This window comes from Streptomyces sp. NPDC043427 (assembly GCF_056436655.1).
Genome location: NZ_JBWKCC010000003.1, coordinates 175,335 through 193,609, shown reverse-complemented (window position 1 = coordinate 193,609; position 18,275 = coordinate 175,335). Strand labels below are relative to the sequence as shown.

The 18,275-nt window shown below is 71.5% G+C and carries 14 protein-coding genes and 3 pseudogenes; 12 read left to right on the top strand and 5 right to left on the bottom strand.

What is annotated here, in order from left to right; genetic code table 11:
- Positions 1-76: 76 nt before the first annotated feature.
- From AC067M_RS08200 to AC067M_RS08185, 4 genes and pseudogenes are all read left to right on the top strand, one after another.
- Entirely contained in the window at positions 77-1,144 is a 1,068-nt protein-coding gene (locus AC067M_RS08200; RefSeq protein WP_478696171.1) for a glucose-1-phosphate thymidylyltransferase, read from the top strand.
- Positions 1,141-2,120, top strand: a pseudogene (gene rfbB / locus AC067M_RS08195) (dTDP-glucose 4,6-dehydratase). The gene AC067M_RS08200 and the pseudogene rfbB overlap by 4 nt, the downstream one beginning before the upstream one ends.
- A gap of 94 nt (positions 2,121-2,214) precedes the next feature.
- Positions 2,215-3,099, top strand: a complete 885-nt coding sequence (rfbD, locus tag AC067M_RS08190; protein WP_478696170.1) for a dTDP-4-dehydrorhamnose reductase — start codon at positions 2,215-2,217, stop codon at positions 3,097-3,099.
- A complete protein-coding gene (locus tag AC067M_RS08185) occupies positions 3,086-3,889 on the top strand; it encodes a class I SAM-dependent methyltransferase (RefSeq protein WP_478696169.1) in 804 nt (267 codons plus the stop codon). Before rfbD ends, AC067M_RS08185 begins: the two co-directional genes overlap by 14 nt.
- A gap of 27 nt (positions 3,890-3,916) precedes the next feature.
- Here the strand turns inward: AC067M_RS08185 and rfbC are convergent, their stop codons facing one another.
- Both rfbC and AC067M_RS08175 read right to left on the bottom strand, forming a co-directional pair.
- Complete coding sequence (gene rfbC, locus AC067M_RS08180) at positions 3,917-4,510, bottom strand: dTDP-4-dehydrorhamnose 3,5-epimerase (protein WP_478696168.1); 594 nt, start codon at positions 4,508-4,510, stop codon at positions 3,917-3,919.
- A 282-nt stretch (positions 4,511-4,792) separates the two neighbouring features.
- Positions 4,793-6,715: a glycosyltransferase family 2 protein gene (locus AC067M_RS08175; protein ID WP_478696167.1), complete on the bottom strand. Its 1,923-nt coding sequence runs from the start codon at positions 6,713-6,715 to the stop codon at positions 4,793-4,795.
- Positions 6,716-6,874: 159 nt separating this feature from the next.
- On the opposite strand from AC067M_RS08175, the gene AC067M_RS08170 reads away from it, so the two are divergent.
- Both AC067M_RS08170 and AC067M_RS08165 read left to right on the top strand, forming a co-directional pair.
- Complete coding sequence (locus tag AC067M_RS08170; RefSeq protein ID WP_478696166.1) at positions 6,875-7,378, top strand: metallophosphoesterase family protein; 504 nt, start codon at positions 6,875-6,877, stop codon at positions 7,376-7,378.
- Between the two features lie 299 nt (positions 7,379-7,677).
- On the top strand, positions 7,678-8,601 hold the full coding sequence (locus AC067M_RS08165; protein ID WP_478696165.1) for an aminoglycoside phosphotransferase family protein: 924 nt from the start codon (positions 7,678-7,680) through the stop codon (positions 8,599-8,601).
- Between the two features lie 39 nt (positions 8,602-8,640).
- Here AC067M_RS08165 and AC067M_RS08160 read toward each other — a convergent pair whose 3' ends face one another.
- Positions 8,641-9,777 (bottom strand): XdhC family protein, encoded by a 1,137-nt coding sequence (locus tag AC067M_RS08160; protein WP_478696164.1) that lies wholly within the window; start codon positions 9,775-9,777, stop codon positions 8,641-8,643.
- Positions 9,778-10,178: 401 nt separating this feature from the next.
- Between AC067M_RS08160 and AC067M_RS08155 the strand changes: the two genes are divergently transcribed.
- The 5 genes and pseudogenes from AC067M_RS08155 to AC067M_RS08135 all read left to right on the top strand — a co-directional run.
- Complete coding sequence (locus tag AC067M_RS08155; protein WP_478696163.1) at positions 10,179-11,036, top strand: alpha/beta fold hydrolase; 858 nt, start codon at positions 10,179-10,181, stop codon at positions 11,034-11,036.
- A gap of 121 nt (positions 11,037-11,157) precedes the next feature.
- On the top strand, positions 11,158-11,871 hold the full coding sequence (locus AC067M_RS08150) for an LmeA family phospholipid-binding protein (RefSeq protein ID WP_478696162.1): 714 nt from the start codon (positions 11,158-11,160) through the stop codon (positions 11,869-11,871).
- 168 nt (positions 11,872-12,039) lie between these two features.
- Positions 12,040-12,330: a GlsB/YeaQ/YmgE family stress response membrane protein gene (locus AC067M_RS08145; RefSeq protein WP_478696161.1), complete on the top strand. Its 291-nt coding sequence runs from the start codon at positions 12,040-12,042 to the stop codon at positions 12,328-12,330.
- A 203-nt stretch (positions 12,331-12,533) separates the two neighbouring features.
- Positions 12,534-14,393 carry a glycoside hydrolase family 5 protein gene (locus AC067M_RS08140; RefSeq protein WP_478696160.1) on the top strand — a complete coding sequence of 620 codons (1,860 nt, stop codon included), beginning with the start codon at positions 12,534-12,536 and terminating at the stop codon, positions 14,391-14,393.
- A gap of 61 nt (positions 14,394-14,454) precedes the next feature.
- Positions 14,455-14,733, top strand: a pseudogene (locus tag AC067M_RS08135) (MerR family transcriptional regulator); the annotation flags it as partial.
- A 22-nt stretch (positions 14,734-14,755) separates the two neighbouring features.
- Here the strand turns inward: AC067M_RS08135 and AC067M_RS08130 are convergent.
- Positions 14,756-16,018, bottom strand: a complete 1,263-nt coding sequence (locus AC067M_RS08130; RefSeq protein WP_478696159.1) for a YncE family protein — start codon at positions 16,016-16,018, stop codon at positions 14,756-14,758.
- A 181-nt stretch (positions 16,019-16,199) separates the two neighbouring features.
- Between AC067M_RS08130 and AC067M_RS08125 the strand changes: the two are divergent.
- Positions 16,200-16,850: pseudogene (locus AC067M_RS08125) on the top strand (TetR/AcrR family transcriptional regulator); the annotation flags it as partial.
- Positions 16,851-17,025: 175 nt separating this feature from the next.
- On the opposite strand, the gene AC067M_RS08120 reads toward AC067M_RS08125, so the two are convergent.
- Positions 17,026-18,258: a glycosyltransferase gene (locus tag AC067M_RS08120; protein ID WP_478696427.1), complete on the bottom strand. Its 1,233-nt coding sequence runs from the start codon at positions 18,256-18,258 to the stop codon at positions 17,026-17,028.
- Between the last annotated feature and the right edge of the window lie 17 nt (positions 18,259-18,275).

Here is an 18,275-nt window from a genome sequence, read left to right as displayed (position 1 = left end):
ACGGGCGGACGAACCGGGGACCCCGCAGGCGGAGGTGAAGGTTCCATTTCAGCTGATCATGGCTATGGTGAAGCAGATGAAGGCTCTCGTGCTGTCCGGCGGCGCCGGTACGCGGTTGCGGCCGATCACCCACACGTCGGCCAAACAGCTCGTCCCCGTGGCCAACAAGGCGGTGCTCTTCTACGGACTGGAGTCGATCGCCGCGGCCGGCGTCACCGAGGTGGGCGTGATCGTCGGAGACACCGCCGGCGAGATCCGCGAAGCGGTCGGCGACGGAGCCTCCTTCGGCCTCGACATCACCTACCTCCCCCAGGAGAAGCCCCTCGGGCTCGCCCACGCCGTGCTGATCGCGCGGGACTACCTCGGCGACGAGGACTTCGTGATGTACCTCGGCGACAACTTCATCGTCGGCGGCATCGCCCACCTCGTCGACGCGTTCCGCCGCACCCGCCCCGACGCCCAGATCCTCCTCACCCGCGTGGCCGATCCCCGCGCCTTCGGCGTCGCCGAACTGAACGGCTCCGGCCAGGTCGTCGGCCTGGAGGAGAAGCCCGAGCACCCCAAGAGCGACCTCGCCCTGGTCGGCGTGTACCTGTTCACGCCGGTCATCCACGAGGCGGTGCGCGCCATCTCGCCGTCCCGGCGCGGCGAACTGGAGATCACCCACGCCATCCAGCACCTGATCGACACCGGCGCCGACGTGCGCTCCACCCTCATCAAGGGCTACTGGAAGGACACCGGCAACGTCGTCGACATGCTGGAGGTCAACCGTACTGTCCTGGAGAGCCTCGAACGCCGTATCGACGGCGAGGTGGACGGCGGGTCCGAGACCATCGGCCGGGTCGTCGTGGAGGAGGGCGCGCGCGTGGTGAACTCCCGCGTCGTCGGCCCCGTCGTCATCGGCGCGGGCACCGAGGTCCGCGACTCCTACGTCGGCCCCTTCACCTCCATCGCGGAGAACTGCCGTATCACCGACAGCGAACTGGAGTTCTCCATCGTGCTGCGGGACTCCTCCATCCACGGCGTGGGCCGCATCGAGAACTCCCTGATCGGCCGGCACGTCGAGGTGACTCCGGCCCCCGTCGTCCCCAGCGCCCACCGCCTCGTCCTCGGCGACCACAGCAAGGTGCAGATCCACACATGAACGTCCTCGTCACCGGCGCCGCCGGCTTCACGGCTCCGCCTACGTCCGCACCCTGCTCGCCGCCGACGACGCCGTCCGCGTCACGGTGCTCGACCGGCTCACCTACGCCGGCAGCACCGACAACCTGCCCCTGGTCCACCCCCGCCTGGAGTTCGTCCACGGCGACATCTGCGACCCCGCCCTCGTCGACAAGCTGATGGCCGACGCCGACCAGGTGGTGCACTTCGCGGCCGAGTCCCACGTGGACCGCTCCATCGACGGCGCCGGCGAGTTCGTACGCACCAACGTGCTGGGCACCCAGACCCTCCTCGACGCGGCCCTCCGGCACGGCGTCGGCCCGTTCGTCCACGTCTCCACCGACGAGGTGTACGGCTCCATCGACACCGGCTCCTGGCCCGAGACCCACCCCCTGCGCCCGAACTCCCCGTACTCCGCCTCCAAGGCCTCCTCCGACCTGCTCGCCCTGGCCCATCACCGCACCCACGGCCTCGACGTGCGTGTCACGCGCTGCTCCAACAACTACGGCCCGCGCCAGTTCCCCGAGAAGGTCGTCCCGCTGTTCGTCACCAACCTCCTCGACGGCCGGAAGGTCCCGCTCTACGGCGACGGACGCAACGTTCGCGACTGGCTGCACGTCGACGACCACTGCCACGGCGTCGACCTCGTCCGCACCCTGGGCCGCCCCGGCGAGGTCTACAACATCGGTGGCGGCACCGAACTCAGCAACAAGGAGCTCACCGCCCTCCTCCTCGACGCCTGCGGGGCCGACTGGGACCGGGTCGAACACGTCGCCGACCGCAAGGGTCACGACCTGCGCTACAGCGTCGACTGGACCAAGGCCCGCACCGAACTCGGCTATCACCCGCACCGGGACTTCACGACCGGCCTCGCCGAGACGGTCGCCTGGTACCGCGACAACCGCGCCTGGTGGGAGCCCCTGAAGCGACGCGTCGGCCGGGACGGCGGAACGCCATGACGGGGCCGGTCGCGGGACGGCGGGGTGTGATGAGGCGGCCGGTCGCGGGACGGCGGGGTGTGATGGGGCGGCCGGTCGCGGGACGGCGGGCGCCATGAGGTGGCTGGTCACCGGAGCGGGCGGGGGGCTCGGCCGCGACACGGTCGACGAGCTGGCCCGGCGCGGCGCGGACGTGGTGGGCCTGGACCGGCGCGCCCTGGACATCGCCCGGGTCGACTTCGTGGAGCGGGTTTTCACCGTCCACCGGCCCGACCTGGTCGTCAACTGCGCCGCATACACGGCCGTCGACGACGCCGAGACCGACGAGGCACGCGCCCTGCACGTCAACGGAGAGGGCCCCCGGCTGCTCGCCCGCGCCTGCTCGGCGACCGGCGCCCGCCTGATCCACGTCTCCACCGACTATGTCTTCTCCGGCGACGCCCGCACCACCCCCTACCCGGAGGACCACCCCCCGGCCCCCCGCACCGCCTACGGCCGCACCAAGCTCGCCGGCGAGCTGGCCGTGCGCGCCGAACTCCCCGACGCGAGCGCCGTCGTCCGGACGGCCTGGCTGTACGGAGCCCACGGCCGCAACTTCGTACGCACGATGCTCGACCTGGAGGCGCGCCGGGACACCGTCGCCGTCGTCGACGACCAGCGGGGCCAGCCGACCTGGAGCGCGGACGTGGCCGCACGCCTCGCCGACCTCGGCCCGCGCATCGGCCCCGACACCCACGGCGTCTTCCACGCCACCAACTCCGGCGAGGCCACCTGGTGCGACCTGGCCCGCGAGGTGTTCCGGGGCGTCGGCGCCGACCCGGACCGGGTGCGCCCCACCGACAGCGCCGCCTTCCCCCGGCCCGCGCCGCGCCCCGCGTACAGCGTCCTGGCCCACGGCCGCTGGCAGGAGGCCGGCCTGCCGCCACCGCGCGACTGGCGTGCCGCCCTGCACGAGGCACTGCCCCTGATCGGCAAGGAGTCCCCGCGTGAAACGCCATGAGTTCCTACGGGAACTGCACAAGGTCACCGCGAACCGCAACTACCTGGAGATCGGCGTCAACGACGGCCGCAGCCTGAAGCTCTCCCGCGTCCCCAGCATCGCGGTCGACCCCGCCTTCAAGGTGACCTCCGAGATCCGGTGCGACGTCCACCTGGTGAAGGCCACCAGCGACGACTTCTTCGCCCGCGCCAACCCCCTCGCCCACCTCAAGGGCGGCCGTCACCCGCTGCGCAACCTGCGCCGGGCCCGCCACCCGCTCGGCCACTGGCGCCGCACCACCCTCGACCTGTCCTTCATCGACGGCATGCACCTGTTCGAGTACGCGCTGCGCGACTTCATCAACGTCGAGCGGTACTCCGGCTGGGGCAGCGTGATCGTCCTCGACGACATGCTGCCCCGCAGCATCGACGAGGCCGCACGCGACCGCCACACCACGGCCTGGACCGGCGACGTCTACAAACTCGCCGAGATCCTCGCCCGCCACCGCCCCGACCTCGTGACCGTCCTCGTCGACACCCAGCCCACCGGACAGCTCGTCGTCTTCGGCGCCGACCCCCGCAACACCGCGCTGCGCGACCGGTACGACGAGATCGTCGCGGAGTACGACGTGCCCGACCCGCAGAAGGTGCCCGAGGCGATCCTGGAGCGCGCGGGAGCCGTGCGCCCGGAGACACTGCTCGAAGCGGGCCTGTGGCGACCCCTCGTCCGGGCCCGCAACCTGGGCCTCCGGCGCGCCCAGGGCTGGGAGCCGGTCCGCCGGGCCCTGGAACAGGTGGGCGTCGGCACCTGAGCCGGTCGTGGTGACGGGGGAGCGGAGTCAGCCCCTGAGCCCGTCGTAGTGCGCGAGGCAGGCCGCGTAGGACGGCAGCAGCCCCGCCCGTTGCGCCTCGGCCAGCGACGGGGCCTGCGCGTCCTTCGGCGACAGCAGCGGGGAGAGGTCCTCGGGCCAGGCGATGCCCAAAGCCGGGTCGAGCGGGTGCACCCCGTGCTCCCGCTCGGGCGCGTATCCGGTCGAGCACAGATAGACCACGGTGGCGTCGTCGGTGAGGGCCTGGAAGGCGTGCCCGAGCCCCTCCGCGAGGAACAGGGCGTGTCGGTCGACGTCGTCCAGCCGCACCGCCTCCCACCGCGCGAAGGTGGGGGAGCCGACCCGCAGGTCCACCACCACGTCCAGGACGGCACCGCGCACACAGGTGACGTGCTTGGCCTGGCCTGGCGGTACGTCGCAGAAGTGCACCCCGCGCAGGACGCCCCGGCGCGAGACGGAACAGTTGGCCTGCGCGAGCGCCAGGTCGTGACCGGTCGCCTCGCGGAACTGCGCACCGCGGTACCACTCGTGGAAGCTGCCGCGTTCGTCCGGGAACACCGCGGGTTCGAGGACCCAGGCACCGGCTGTCTCCAGGGGCCGCATGCGGTTCGTCACCTCCGTGCCTCGACTGTGCCCCGGGCTGTCCAGGGCGTGTTGCGAAAGTCCCGCCCGCCCTGCGACGCCCTGGTGCTGTGACCGGAGGGGTTCACCGGCTCGCGGCGTCCGGCACGGCTCCCCCACGCTCGGCTTCGCTCGCGCGGGAGGGGCCCCCACCGCCGCGTTGTCGCATGATCCGAGCACATCCAGTACACGGGGCGTGCTCCGCCTTGCGAGGCACCGCACCGGACGCCGCGAGCTTTCCGGCGAACCTCTCCGGTCACAGCCCTAGGCCCTCCCCACCCCCACGGCCGCGCCCAGCACCCGCCGCACCCTGCGGGCCAGCCGCCCTGAGACACCGGGCCGCGGGACCCGCACCACCCGGGCCCCGCCAAACCCGAAGCGCAGGGCGAACGGCAGCGCGTGGAAGCGGGGCGGCCCGGCGTCCGGGGCCAGGCACAGCGCGACCCGCCGGGTCCCGGTCACCGCACCGACGGGCAGGGCGGCCTCCAGGCCGGAGGGGGCGGCAGGGCTCAGCGTGCCCGGCACGTCGACGGAGGCACCGGCGCCGGTCAGCCGCAGCAGCACACCCGTGGGCCCAGGAACGTACAGCGGCAGCACCGCGCGCAGCCGCCCGCCCTCGACCGTGACGTCCCCGGGCGCGATGCCGCCGAGGCCGAGCCGCGCGCCCGCGCGGCCGACGTCCAGGGCGAGGCTCGTGTGCGGGCGGGTCCAATACGGCAGGACCACGAGCCCGTCCACCACACCGGCGTGGCAGGGAGTCGGACGGCCTGTCCGCGGGTCCGGGCCCAGCCGGCACTCCTTGGTCCAGCCGCCCAGCCTGACCCGTACGAAGGCGTCCCACAGGCCGTCGCCCAAGGGGCCGCCGCTCACCGCGCGGGCCGGGTCGACGGTGGACGTCACGCGCACCACCAGCCGCACGCGGGTGCCGTCGCCGACCGGGACGGTCTCACGCGTGACCTCCACCGGCTGGAAGTACGGCGCGGCGCTGGACCGCTCTCTCAGCTGCAGATCGGCCGAGGCCGTGGTGAAGCGGACCACGGCGTCCGCACCCACCCACGTCACGGCCTCGGCCGCGTCCAGAGGAGGCTCGTCGTCGGACACGGGGCCGGTGGGGAATTCCACCGGCCGCCCGTCCCGTACGAACTCGGCGGTGAGGCCGACCCGCAGCCTCCCGCCCCGCCACTCCACGCCCTTCGGCTCCGCCCGGAGAGCGAGGGCGGCCTCCCACTCCGCGAAGGCCACGGCGTCGTCGAACCGGCCGGCGGCGGCAAGCGCGGCGACGACCCGCTGAGCGGGCGGCAGCCCCGCCGCCACGCCCGGCCCGAACCGCTCGACGACGACCCCGTGGATCTCCTCGAACAGCTCCCGGCGGTAGTCCTCGGGCAAGGCGAGGAGGCGCCGCCCGCGCAGCCGCTCGACCATCTCCACGCGCAGCCAGCGCCGGAAGAGCCTGTCCCGCAGCGGCCCCGGATCGGTGTACCGCTCGACGACGTCGAGGGCTTCCCGGAGGTTCTTGAAGTAACCGGCCGGTTCGAAGCGCCGGAAGCCCGCGTTGGACTCGTCGTCGCGCTTGACGTGGTAGTAGCAGACGTAGTCGCTCAGCACGGAGACGCGCTCGGCGCGCAGATACGCCTCCGCGACGAAGACGTGGTCCTCCAGCCGCCGCCTGCCCTCGGGAAAACGCAGACCGATGCCGTCGAGGAAGGCGCGGCGGACCATCTTGTGCGGGGTGAGGCTGTCGATCAGTGGCGCGTTCGCGACGGTCGCGCGCGGACGATTCGTACGGAAGAGCTCCACCGGCACGCCACGCCCCTTGCCGGCCATCTTCCCCACGACCACATCGGCGCCGTTGGCCACGCCGTAGTCGTACATCCGCTCCAGGGCCTCGTCACCGAGGAGGTCGTCGTGGTCGACGAACATCACGTACTCGCCCCGGGCGGCGGCGATGCCCACGTTGCGGGGCTTGCCTGACCAGCCGGAGTTCTCCTGGTGGACGACCCGGACGCGCGGGTCCTCGGCCGCCAGCGCATCGAGCCGGGCCGGCGTCTCGTCGGTGGAACCGTCGTCCACGAAGATCATTTCGTACGAGTCGGCGGGCATCGACTGCCGCAGCAGTGACGCGACGCAGTCCTCGAGGTACGGCCCGGGGTTGTACACGGGAACGATGACGCTGACCTTGACCGGCATGGGCTCCTGGCCCCCTCGGGTCGGTTGCCGTGCGCCTGGCTGCTCTGGCGCGCGCCTGGCCCGATGCTAACCCTGGGGGAGCGGATGTTGCTCTTTTCGGCCATATGGCAGAGGTGGCCGAATCGCGACGCCGTGGCGGGGAGCCCATACGCTGACCCTGTGCGTCTGCTTCTGATGTCCGACACCCATCTGCCCAAACGCGCCCGGGAACTGCCCGCGCCCCTGCTCGCCGAACTCCCGCACGCCGATGTCGTGTTCCACGCCGGGGACTGGGTCGACACGGCCACCCTCGACCTGCTGGAGAGCCGCAGCCGACGACTGATCGGCGTGTACGGCAACAACGACGGCCCCGCCCTGCGCGCCCGGCTGCCCGAGGTGGCGTACGCCGAGCTGGACGGTGTCCGCTTCGGCGCGATCCACGAGACCGGCCCGGCCCAGGGCCGCGAGTCCCGGTGCGCCGCCCGCTTTCCCGACCTCGACGTGCTGGTCTTCGGTCACAGCCACATCCCGTGGGACACCACCGCCCCGACCGGCCTGCGCCTGCTCAACCCGGGTTCCCCGACCGACCGCCGCCGTCAGCCCCACTGCACGTACATGACGGCCACGCTGGCCGACGGCCACGTCACCGACGTCGAACTGCACCGGCTGCCGCAGCGCGTCTAGTCCGGCGGCCACGCCCCAGGGGCCTCAGGGGACACAAGGGCCGGGCCGCTCCGGTCCTCTCGCCCGGAAGCGGCCCGGCTTCGCGACTGGTGCGCTGTCAACGGACCTCCTTCCTCTGCACGAGGGAATGATCTGGAGAAGGCGATGGGCCCACTCCATTGAGTGGCGCGTACCCCTCTCGGTCCACCCCACACCCCCGAAACCGGGGAGAAAGGCGGAGAATTTTCGCCGCCGCACGGGCGGAATTCCGATGGCACACGCCGAAATTCGGTGGACGCATCGCCCCGGGACCCGCTGGCATGATCCTTGTGCTGATCGACGCCTCCCTCGTCCACCGCCTTCTCGCCGCCCAGTTCCCGCACTGGGCGCACCTCCCCCTCGCCCCCGTCCCGCGGTCCGGCATGGACAACGCCACCTTCCGGCTCGGCGACGAGCTGTCCGTACGGCTGCCGCGCTACGCCCACTGGGCCGGCCAGGTGGAGCGGGAGCACCGCTGGCTGCCGCGCCTGGCCCCGTACCTGCCGCTGCCCGTCTCGGAACCGGTGGCTCAGGGTGAACCCGGCGAGGGCTACCCGTACCCCTGGTCGGTGTACCGCTGGCTGGACGGCGAGACGGCGACCACCGAGGATCTCGCCGACCCCGTTCGTACCGCCCTCGACCTCGCCGGCTTCCTCACCGCCCTCCAGGGCGTCGACGCCACCGACGGGCCCGGCCCCGAGCAGAGCAACGCCTTCCGCGGGGTCCCGATGGGGGACGCCCGCGACTCCCTGGCCGCGGAGGCCCGCGTCCGGCCCAAGATCGAGGCGCTGCGCAGGACCGACCTCGTCGACGTCGACGCGGTGGAGGAGGTGTGGGAGGCGGCCCTCGCCGCGCCCGCCTGGCACAAGCCGCCGGTGTGGATCCACGGCGACCTCGCCACCGGCAACCTCCTGGCCAGGAACGGCCGGCTCAGCGCGGTCATCGACTTCGGGACGCTCGCCGTGGCCGACCCGGCGGTGGATCTGCTGCCCGCCTGGAAGTTCCTCCCCGCCTCGGCACTGCCCGCCTTCCGCGAGGCCGTCGACACCGACGACGCCACCTGGGCACGCGGCAGGGGCTGGGCCCTCGCCGGGTCGCTCCCGGTACCGGAGGACCCCTTCTTCCGCGAGGACCCGTCCCGCGTCACGGCGGCGCTGCGCCACCTGGAGGCGATCGTCGCGGACCATCGCCGTCACGGGGTGTGACGGGGGTCGCCGCGTCACGGGGTGTGACGGGGGTTGCCGTTACGGGGCTTCGCCATGACGGAGCTCTGCCGTCGCCCTCCCGGGCGGATGGATGGCCCCGTCCGTCGCGCTGAGCGGAGCGCCGCTGCCGCCCCAGCGCAGGGCGACGATCTCGGCGGCCACGGACACGGCCACCTCCTCGGGCGTACGGGCCCCGAGGTCGAGCCCGACGGGCGAGCGCAGCCGGGACAGCTCGCGGTCCGTGAGGCCGGCCTCGACGAGCCGCTTACGCCGGTCGTCGTGCGTACGGCGGCTGCCCATCGCCCCGATGTACGCGGCCGGCCGACGCAGCGCCTCCTCCAGGAGCGGTACGTCGAACTTCGGGTCGTGAGTGAGGACGCAGACGACCGTGCGCTCATCGGTGTCCCGCTCCCGCAGATACCGGTGTGGCCACTCCACGACCACCTCGACGCCCGGCGGGAACCGCTTCGCCGTGGCGAAGACCGGGCGCGCGTCGCACACCGTGACCCGGTAGCCGAGGAAGTCACCGATGCGAGCGACGGCGGCCGCGTAGTCGATCGCGCCGAAGACCAGCATGCGCGGCGGCGGTGCGAAGGAGTGCAGGAACACGGACACGGCGTCCTCGCGCCGCTCCCCGTGCGGCCCGTAGTGCCGGACACCCGTCGCACCCAGGGCCAGCTCACCGCGCGCGTCCGCGGTGACCGCCGCGTCCAGACCGGCCGCGCCGAGCGTGCCGGCCACACGATCCGGCCAGACGGCGAGGGCGGCACCGCGCGGGGCCGGACCGTCGAACACGGTCGCCACGGTCACCGCTTCGCCCGCGGCGACCGACTCCGCGACCGCACCGAAAGCGGGATCGCGCTCGGGCGTGACGGGACGGACCAGCAGGGTGATCTCGCCGCCGCAGGTCAGCCCGACCGCGAAGGCGTCCTCGTCGCTGTACCCGAAGCTCTCCAGCCGGGCCTCCCCGCTCGCCACGACCTCCTGCGCGAGCTCGAACACCGCGCCCTCGACACAGCCCCCGGACACACTCCCGACAACCTCGTCCTTGGGCCCCACCGCCATCGCGGCCCCCGGATCGCGCGGCGCACTCCGACTCACCGCGACGACGGTGGCGAGCCCGAACGGGGCTCCCGCGCCGTACCAGCCGCTCAGCACCGGGAGAATCTCACGCATCCTTGAAGTATCGACCTTGTGACTGCGAAGGTCACACGGAGGACTCCGCGACGGCAGGATGTGCACGCCCGCCAGGATCATGATCATCGAGCAGGCGAGGGACCTCGCCGTGTTCTGGTCGGGCACCCAGCGGTCGAACCACTCCGCACCGGCGTGGACCCACTCGTGGCGGCAAGGCCGTCCGCGGCCGCCTCGGAGGCGGGTGCGACGGACGCGACCGGGTCCTACGCGCTCTCCGGCAAGGCCGGCACCGTCCGGCCGTACTCGGCGCCGGACGGGCGGGTCGTCTCCTTCCTCGGCTGCTGCGTGCCGCCGGAGAAAGAGTGGTGGATCGCGCCAAAGGGCGCGACTGCTTCCGTCGCGATGTGTTTCTGTAGAACGATCTATCACATGGGGGTGCGATGCCGGAGATCGAACTGTCGTCCGGGCCGATCGACTTTCAGGACACCGGTGGCGGAGGGCCGGTGCTGGTGTTCGGTCATGGCCTGCCGATGAACGAGACGCAGTGGCGCAAAGTGGTACCGCTGCTGGACGGGTATCGCTGCGTCCTGCCCACGCTGCCCCTCGGCGGTCATCGTCGGCCGATGAACCCGGACGCCGACCTGTCCCACCGGGGTGTGGCGCGACTGCTGGGCGAGTTCATCGAACGGCTGGGGCTCGACGAGGTGACTCTCGTCCTCAATGACTGGGGCGGCGGCCAGTTCCTGGTGGCGGAGGAGCAGGGCCGGAGGATCGCGCGGATGGTGCTGGTGGCCTGCGAGGCGTTCGACAACTTTCCGCCGGGGCCGGCCAGAGCGGTTGCCCATGTGTGCAGGGTTCCCGGCGGCGTCCGGCTTCTCACGCGGCTCATGCGCGTGCCCGCGTTCCGGAACAACCGCAACGGATACGGCGGGATGAGCCTGCGCGGAATCCCGGACGAGATCATGGACGACTGGTTCGCTCCCGCGACCCGGAGCAGGGCCATCCGCAGGGACTTCGCCAAGTTCGCCACGTCGGCGCCCGGGCGAAGGACCCTGCTGGCCTGGAGCGAGGAACTACGCGACTTCGACCGCCCCGTACTGGTCGTCTGGGCGGCCGAAGACCGACTGATGCCGCGTGAACACGGTCCCCGACTCGCGGAGCTGTACCCCAAGGGCCGGCTGATCGAGATCGCCGACTCCTCCACCCTCGTCCCCGAGGACCAGCCCGAACAACTCGCCGCAGCGCTCACCGACTTCCTGATCGGGACCGGAGCGGAGCCGGACCGGAACACCGGCTGAGCGCAGGCGCGCACTCGGTATGGCGCGATCAATCCCTTTGTAAAGCAGGGGTCCCCAGTGCAGCGTGGCCTACATGATCACGTCATCAGCGCGCGAAGACGAACAAGGTGGAGGGGGCGGCGTGAGACGTCGATGGGTGAAGGTTCTGACGATCACGTTGGTGGTGTTCGCCGTCCTTTTCATAGCCGCGGACCGGGTGGCCGTGCACTACGCGGAGAAGGAGGCAGCGCAGCTCGCGAAGGAGAAGTACAGCTACGGGAACACCACCGACGGACATGTGGACGTGGGGATCGGGGGCTTCCCGTTTCTGACGCAGGCGGCGCGGCGGGACTTCAGCCATGTCACGTTGGACGCGGGAGGGTTCACCATCGACACCACCACCAACGCGCAGGGCGGCTATCTGCACGTCGACCGGCTCCGTCTCGACCTGCGCGACGTGCAGGTGACCTCGCTGACCGCGCGCAGCGCCGAGGCGAACCTCGCCACCGGGACCCTGACCCTCTCCTACAAGGAACTGTCCGACGTGGTGACGCGGTTGGCGGGCGACGGAGGCCCGTTGAAGCTCTCCCAGGCTCCGGGGTCGGACGGTCAGGCGGCACGGGTCAAGGTCTCGGGCACGGTGGGCGGGCAGGCGTTGAGCAGCACGGGTACGCTCCTGGCGCAGGGCAACGAGCTCTCATTGACCGTTCCCGGCGCCGAACGGGCCACGTCCGCGTGGAGGGTCGCTCTCCCGGAGGGCGTCGGCTTCACCGCCGCGCGCGCCACCGCGAACGGCGTCGAGATCAGCCTCGTCGGCCACCTGGTCACTCTCGGTTCCTCGCGCTTCGGCAACTGAAGGGCGTACCGACCTGTTTCACTATCGCTCGGGCGCACACGACGACGCACGGGCTCTCCCTGAGGAGCGTGTGACGGCGGGGCACCCCCGGGGCTCCCGCCCCGGCTTGCTGTTTGGCCGCCCGTTCCTTGGAAACACGTTGGGCGAACCGACAGCTAGGAGAACCCCATGGGCATCATCGCGTGGATAGTCATCGGTCTGCTCGCCGGGGCCATTGCCAAGGCGCTCATGCCGGGCAAGGACCCGGGCGGCATCATCATCACCATGCTCATCGGTATCGCCGGAGGACTGCTCGGAGGCTTCCTCGGCAAGGTGATCTTCGGAGTCGACTCGATCGACGGCTTCTTCGACCTGTCCACCTGGATCGCGGCCATCGTCGGATCCGTCATCCTTCTCGCGCTGTACCGGGTGTTCACCAACCGCGGGCACGGTCGCGGCCACCGGCACGTACACGCATAGCAGCAACGGGAAGCGGCACAAGCGAGCGCCCTCGTCCTCGGACGGGGGCGCTCGCGCCTTGCCGGGGCCGACCGCAACCCGCTGAACCGCAGGGACTACCTGCTGAACGTCACCAGGCGCGCGCAGGCTTGAGACGGCCACAGGAACTTACTCGTGAGTCAGTGGTGTTGACGGTGTCCGGAAATCACCGGACTGTAGTGGACATGACGAAAATCAGGGCTCGTCTCCTTGTCGTTCTGGTTGTCCTCAGCGGATTCCTGACGGTGGTGGGCCCCGGCCCCGCCACCGCCGCCCCCCTTCCCGACTCCCAATGGTTCGACGGCACGCCCCTGACCGTGTCCAACGGCCGCTTCATCGACGGCCAGGGCCGCGAGGTCGTCCTGCGCGGCTACAACGTCTCCGGCGAGACCAAGCTGGAGGAGAACGGCGGCCTGCCCTTCGCCTCGGTCGCCGACGCCAAGAAGTCCGCCACCGCGCTGCGCGCCCTCGGAGGCGGCAACTCCGTCCGCTTCCTGCTCTCCTGGGCCCACGCCGAACCCGCCCGCGGGCAGGTCGACACCGCCTATCTGGCCGCCGCCACCGACCAGATGGGCGCCTTCCTCGACGCCGGCATCCGTGTCTACCCCGACTTCCACCAGGACCTCTACTCCCGCCACCTCTTCGACCCCGACAGCTGGTACACCGGCGACGGCGCCCCCAAGTGGGCCGTGGACGCCGGGAACTACCCCGACGAGTCCTGCGGGATCTGCCTGTTCTGGGGCCAGAACATCACCCAGAACGAAGCGGTGAAGCGCGCGTCGTACGACTTCTGGCACAACGCGTACGGCCTCCAGGACGCCTTCCTCACCACGGCCCAGCAGACCATGACGTACGTCAAACAGCACCTGTCCGCCGAGCAGTTCGCGGGCGTCGTCGGCTTCGACCCGTACAACGAGCCGCACGCGGGCGTCTACGACTCGGGGCAGACCAGCCGCACTTGGGAGCGGGACGTGCTGTGGCCGTTCTACGTGAAGTTCCGGGCCAGGATGGACGCGGCCGGCTGGCAGGACAAGCCCGCCTTCGTCGAGCCGAACCTCTTCTGGAACGCCAACATCGACTTCCAGAAGCAGCAGGGCGGCCTGCTCGACGCGGGCACGCTCGGCCCACGCTACGTCTTCAACACCCATTTCTACGACCAGAAGGCGATCTCCGGCGTCTTCATGTGGGGCAAGGCCGCCGACGGGCAGTACGCGGGCGACTTCGGCACGGTCCGCGACCGCGCCACCGTCACCAAGGCGCCGGCCGTCGTCAGCGAGTTCGGGCACCCGCTCGCCGGGACCGTCTCCGACAAGGCCCCGACCGTCCTGAAGGCGATGTACCAGGCCCTCGACTCCCGCCTCCCCGGCTCCACCTGGTGGACGAAGACGGCTACCAGCGGGCCGGTGCTCTCGGGATCGCAATGGCAGTGGGACCTCTACAACGGCCGCCACCACGAGCCGATGAACGGCAACCCCGACAAGGTGCTCACCTCCGGCGACGCCTGGAACGACGAGGACCTCTCCGCCGTACGCCTCGACGACTCGGGCAAGCCGACCCTGCGGCAGGACGCCCGGCTCCTCGACCGCGTCTACCCGAGCGCCACCTCCGGCACGACCGTCGCCTTCACCTACGAGGACCGCTCCCGCGACGGCTCCGCCACCCTGACGTGGAACCCGGTCCCCAGCTCTCTGCCGAACGTGGCACGCCTGGTCGGCTCCGGACAGTACGGCCTGCTCCTGTGGCGGTCGGGCAGCGGCTCGGCACCCACCGAACTGCACCTCCCGGCGTCCTTCCCGACCTCCACGACCACCGTCGTCTCCGACCTGGGCACGGCGTACGCCCCGCCGGCGTACACGAACACCACTCCCGTCGCGGCGGCCCCGGAGCCCGGCGGCACCGGCAGCCGCCGACTGCTGCTCACCGACTCCGACTCGGGCACCCTGCACTACGCGCTGGTGACCAACGGCGCGACCGCACCCTCCGCCGACCTGCTGGCCGCCGCCCGGACCGAGTTGACGGCCTGGGCGGCCAAGACCGGCGGCTGAGGGGCGCTTGACCCTCCCCTCGCGTCAGGGTTCACGCTGGCCCCCCCGAAAGGGCAGGTGGATGAGCTACTCCGTGAAGCAGGTCGCGTCCTTCGCCGGCGTGACGGTGCGCACGCTGCACCACTACGACAGGACCGGCCTGCTCACCCCCGGCGGCCGCAGCCGGGCCGGCTACCGGATTTACGACGACGCCGACCTGGCCCGGCTCCAGCAGATCCTCTGCTACCGCGAACTCGGCTTCTCCCCCGACGAGATCGCCGCCATCCTCAAGGATCCGCAGGCGAACGCGCTCGACCACCTGCGGGCCCGGCAGCGCCGGCTGCACGAGGAGATCACCCGGCGGCGGGCGGGTCGAGGGCGCGTCAGGAGGCCGGGCTGGTCCAGTCGGCCGTCACATGGCCCAGTCGGACCCGCTGCGGGTGGTCGCCCACCGGGACGGACACCGTCTTCTTGCCGGTGGTGAAGTCGATGGCCGTGACCTGGTCGGCGCCGCTCTCGGAGACGACGCAGCTCTTGCCGTCGCCGCTGACCGTGGCCCAGTAGGGCTTGGAGACGGGGACGAGTGGGCCCTCCTGGAGGGTGACGCGGTCGACGACGGTCGCGTAGTCGTCCATCGTGCCCGCGACACACAGCTTCGTGCCGTCCGGCTTCATCGACAGCCCGTGGTGGCGCGAGTCGTTGACGAAGGTCGCGCGGTCGTCGCTGGTGGCCGAGTTCTTCGGCAGGGTCTTCGTCCGCGTGATCTTGTCGGTCGCGACGTCGTACTCGAAGAAGCCGTTGAAGAACGACACCTGGAAGTACAGCTTCGACTCGTCGGGTGAGAACACGGCCGGGCGGACGGCGTCCGAGTAGTCCTTCAGACCGATCACGTCCAGCCGCTGCCGCATGTCGACGGTCTTGACCTGCTTGAACGTGGTCGCGTCGACGACGGTGATGCGCCGGTCGCCCTTCGTCCAGTCCAGCCAGGGCGCGTCCAGCGCGGTGTTGACATCGCCGATGGCCATGTTCCAGATGGTCTTGCCGTCCTTGGAGAAGATGTTCTCGTGCGGCTTGTCGCCGGTCGCGAACGAACCCAGCTGCTTGCCGGTGTCGATGTCCAGGACGTGCACGGTGTTGGCGGTCGAGGCGGAGACGGCGACCCGGGTGCCGTCGGGGGAGACGGCCATGTGGTCGGAACGGTAACCCGACACGCGGAAGCGCCAGTTGAGGGCACCCGTGGCGAGGTCGATGGAGACGACGTCGCCGAAACTCGGCCGTGAGACGACGACCGACTTCCCGTCCGGCGTGGAGTACATGTCGTCCACGAACTGGTCGTGGCCCTCACCGACGGAGTTGCGGATGGTCATGAAGGCGATCCACCAGATGGGGTCGGCGTTGATCTCCGCCATCCGCTGGTCCTTGTCCGGAATCACATTGATCCGGCCGACCTTCGCGAAGTCACCGGTCGACTTGATGACGTCCGCGGTGCCGTCCCAGTTGTTCCCGACGAACATCACCTCGCGCAGCGCGGCGGAGCTGGAGCCGGAGGCGGCGCCGACCGCTGTCGCGGCGGTCGCGGGGGCGGTGACGGTCAGGACGAGGGCGACGGCTACGGAGCAAAGGTGCCTGGTTCTGAAGGCAGGCATGAGTGCTCTCTCCTCTGGCTGGGGGGCATGCCGAGTGGGCGGTGCGAATCTGAATACCGATGCGTTCAGACTGTACTTACTGGAAAGTAAGGAAGAGGGCCCCTTCGCCACAAGACTGCGTACACGACAAAATTGGTAGGGGGGAGCCGGAGTTCGGGTCGACATACGGAGGGTGGGGTCAGTGGCGGGCAGACTCAGAGCACCGAAGGGCCGGTACGGAGGCAAGACCGCCGAGGAGCGGCAGGCGGAGCGGCGCCGCAGGTTCCTCGACGCGGCACTCCAGCTGTTCGGCGACACCCCCGGCTACCGCGGCACCACCGTCGCCGCGCTCAGCGAGGCGGCGGGCCTGTCGACCCGGCAGTTCTACGAGGAGTTCCGCACCCTCGAGGACGTCCTGGCCGCCCTGCACCTCCAGGTCAACGACTGGGCGGAAGGGGCCGTCGTGACCGCGTTCGCCGCCACCCAGGACCTGCCCCTCGCCGACCGCGTCACCGCGATCTTCCGCGCCTACGCCGCCAACGTCACCGCCGACCCCCGCCGCATCCGCATCACCTTCGTCGAGATCATCGGCGTCAGCCCCCGCCTGGAGGAACAGCGCCTGGCCCGCCGCGCCCGCTGGGTCGACCTCATCCGCGCCGAGGCCACGTCCGCCGCCGAACGCGGAGAAGCGGTCACCCGCGACTACCGCCTGCCCGCCGCAGCCTTCATCGGCAGCGTCAACGGCCTCCTGCACGACTGGAGCGCGGGCTGGGTGGACGCGACGCTGGACGAGGTGGTCGAGGAACTGGTGCGTCAGTTGCTGGGCCTCCTGCGGCCGGTGGGGTGGGAGGACAAGCAGGCTCCGAGCGGCGCGGCGGGGTTGACGGCGGGGGTGGCACCCCCGCCCGGGCCGCATCCGCGGTCGGCTGTGCGGGCGGCCGCGAGTGAGGTGTCGACCGCACCATGGGGTGACACGCCGTAGGCGTGTGCATCACTGCCGCCCCCCGGCGCCTCCGCCGGTCGTGCCCCTACCGGCCCAGAGCGCTCACCGCCTCGACCACCGGACCCGCCCCGTCCTCCTCACGCACGCGCACACCCAACGCCTGTGCCCGCCGCCGGAACCCGGGCTCGCGGGTGGCCCGGATCAGCGCCGACGTCAGGGTCTCGGCGGTCAGCCGGCGCAGGGGGACGGCCTGCGGGGCCACGCCCAGGCCGACCAGGCGGGCGGCCCAGAAGCCTTCGTCGAACTGGACGGGGACCGGTACGGCCGGGACGCCGGCGCGCAGTCCGGCCGCCGTGGTGCCCGCGCCGCAGTGGTGGACCACGGCGGCCATCTCAGGGAAGAGGAGGAAGTGGGGGACCTCGTCGATCGTCAGCATGTCGTCCCCGGAGGCCTCGAGCCCGGCCCAGCCCCGCTGGATCACCCCGCGCAGCCCTGCCCCACGCAACGCCCGTACGACCTCCGCGCTCAGCCGCCGCGGATCGGGCACCGTTGCGCTGCCCAGGCCGACGAAGACCGGAGCGGGCCCGGCGTCCAGGAAGTCCCGTACGTGCGGGGGAAGTCGGCTCTCGCGCTCGTACGGCCACCAGTAGCCGGTGACGTCGAGGCCCGCACGCCAGTCGTGCGGCCGGGGCACGACCAGCGGGCTGAAGCCGTGCAGCACCGGCCACCCCTGGCGCTCGCGCGCCCGCAGTGAGGCACCGGGGCGACGGGAGCGGGGCAGCCCCAGCCGGGCCCGTACCGCCGGGACGGCCTGGGCGAAGACCCGCTCCACGGCCAGACCCTCACCGTGCCATGCGAGCCGGTTGCCGAAGCTTCCCCAGGAGCCGCTCCCGAGGACGGGTGGTGCGAACTCCCGTGTGGGGTGGCGGGGTTGGAGATAGACACCGAGGCTCGGCAGGCGTAGCCCCTCGGCGATGGCGTGCCCCAGCGGAGCGAGAGAAGTGGACAGCAGCAGCACGTCACTCGCGTGGGCGGCCGTCACGAGGTCGTCGGTCATCCGCCCGACCAGCGCCCGCGCCATCTCGACCACCCGCACCAGCTTGCCCACGCTGCTCGCACTGCGGTGCAGCCCCCGCCCACGTGATGACTCCAGCTCCGCCCGGGGATCCACCGGCAGCGCGTGGAAGCCGAGTCGCGAGCCCGCCACCAGGGGCTCGAAACGGGCGTGTGTCACCAGGGTGACCTCGTGTCCCGCGCGCAGGAGCGCGTGCCCGAGGCCGGTGTAGGGGGCCACGTCACCCCGGGAGCCCGCTGTCATGATCGCCACTCGCACGA

Excerpts from the sequence above, each read along its gene's own strand:
- AC067M_RS08200 (WP_478696171.1), top strand. The coding sequence starts at position 77 with ATGAAGGCTCTCGTGCTGTCCGGCGGCGCCGGTACGCGGTTGCGGCCG.
- rfbD (WP_478696170.1), top strand. The coding sequence starts at position 2,215 with ATGAGGTGGCTGGTCACCGGAGCGGGCGGGGGGCTCGGCCGCGACACG.
- rfbC (WP_478696168.1), bottom strand. The coding sequence starts at position 4,510 with ATGCGGCCCCTGGAGACAGCCGGTGCCTGGGTCCTCGAACCCGCGGTG.
- AC067M_RS08175 (WP_478696167.1), bottom strand. The coding sequence starts at position 6,715 with ATGCCGGTCAAGGTCAGCGTCATCGTTCCCGTGTACAACCCCGGGCCG.
- AC067M_RS08165 (WP_478696165.1), top strand. The coding sequence starts at position 7,678 with ATGATCCTTGTGCTGATCGACGCCTCCCTCGTCCACCGCCTTCTCGCC.
- AC067M_RS08160 (WP_478696164.1), bottom strand. The coding sequence starts at position 9,777 with ATGCGTGAGATTCTCCCGGTGCTGAGCGGCTGGTACGGCGCGGGAGCC.
- AC067M_RS08155 (WP_478696163.1), top strand. The coding sequence starts at position 10,179 with ATGCCGGAGATCGAACTGTCGTCCGGGCCGATCGACTTTCAGGACACC.
- AC067M_RS08145 (WP_478696161.1), top strand. The coding sequence starts at position 12,040 with ATGGGCATCATCGCGTGGATAGTCATCGGTCTGCTCGCCGGGGCCATT.
- AC067M_RS08140 (WP_478696160.1), top strand. The coding sequence starts at position 12,534 with ATGACGAAAATCAGGGCTCGTCTCCTTGTCGTTCTGGTTGTCCTCAGC.
- AC067M_RS08130 (WP_478696159.1), bottom strand. The coding sequence starts at position 16,018 with ATGCCTGCCTTCAGAACCAGGCACCTTTGCTCCGTAGCCGTCGCCCTC.
- AC067M_RS08120 (WP_478696427.1), bottom strand. The coding sequence starts at position 18,258 with ATGACAGCGGGCTCCCGGGGTGACGTGGCCCCCTACACCGGCCTCGGG.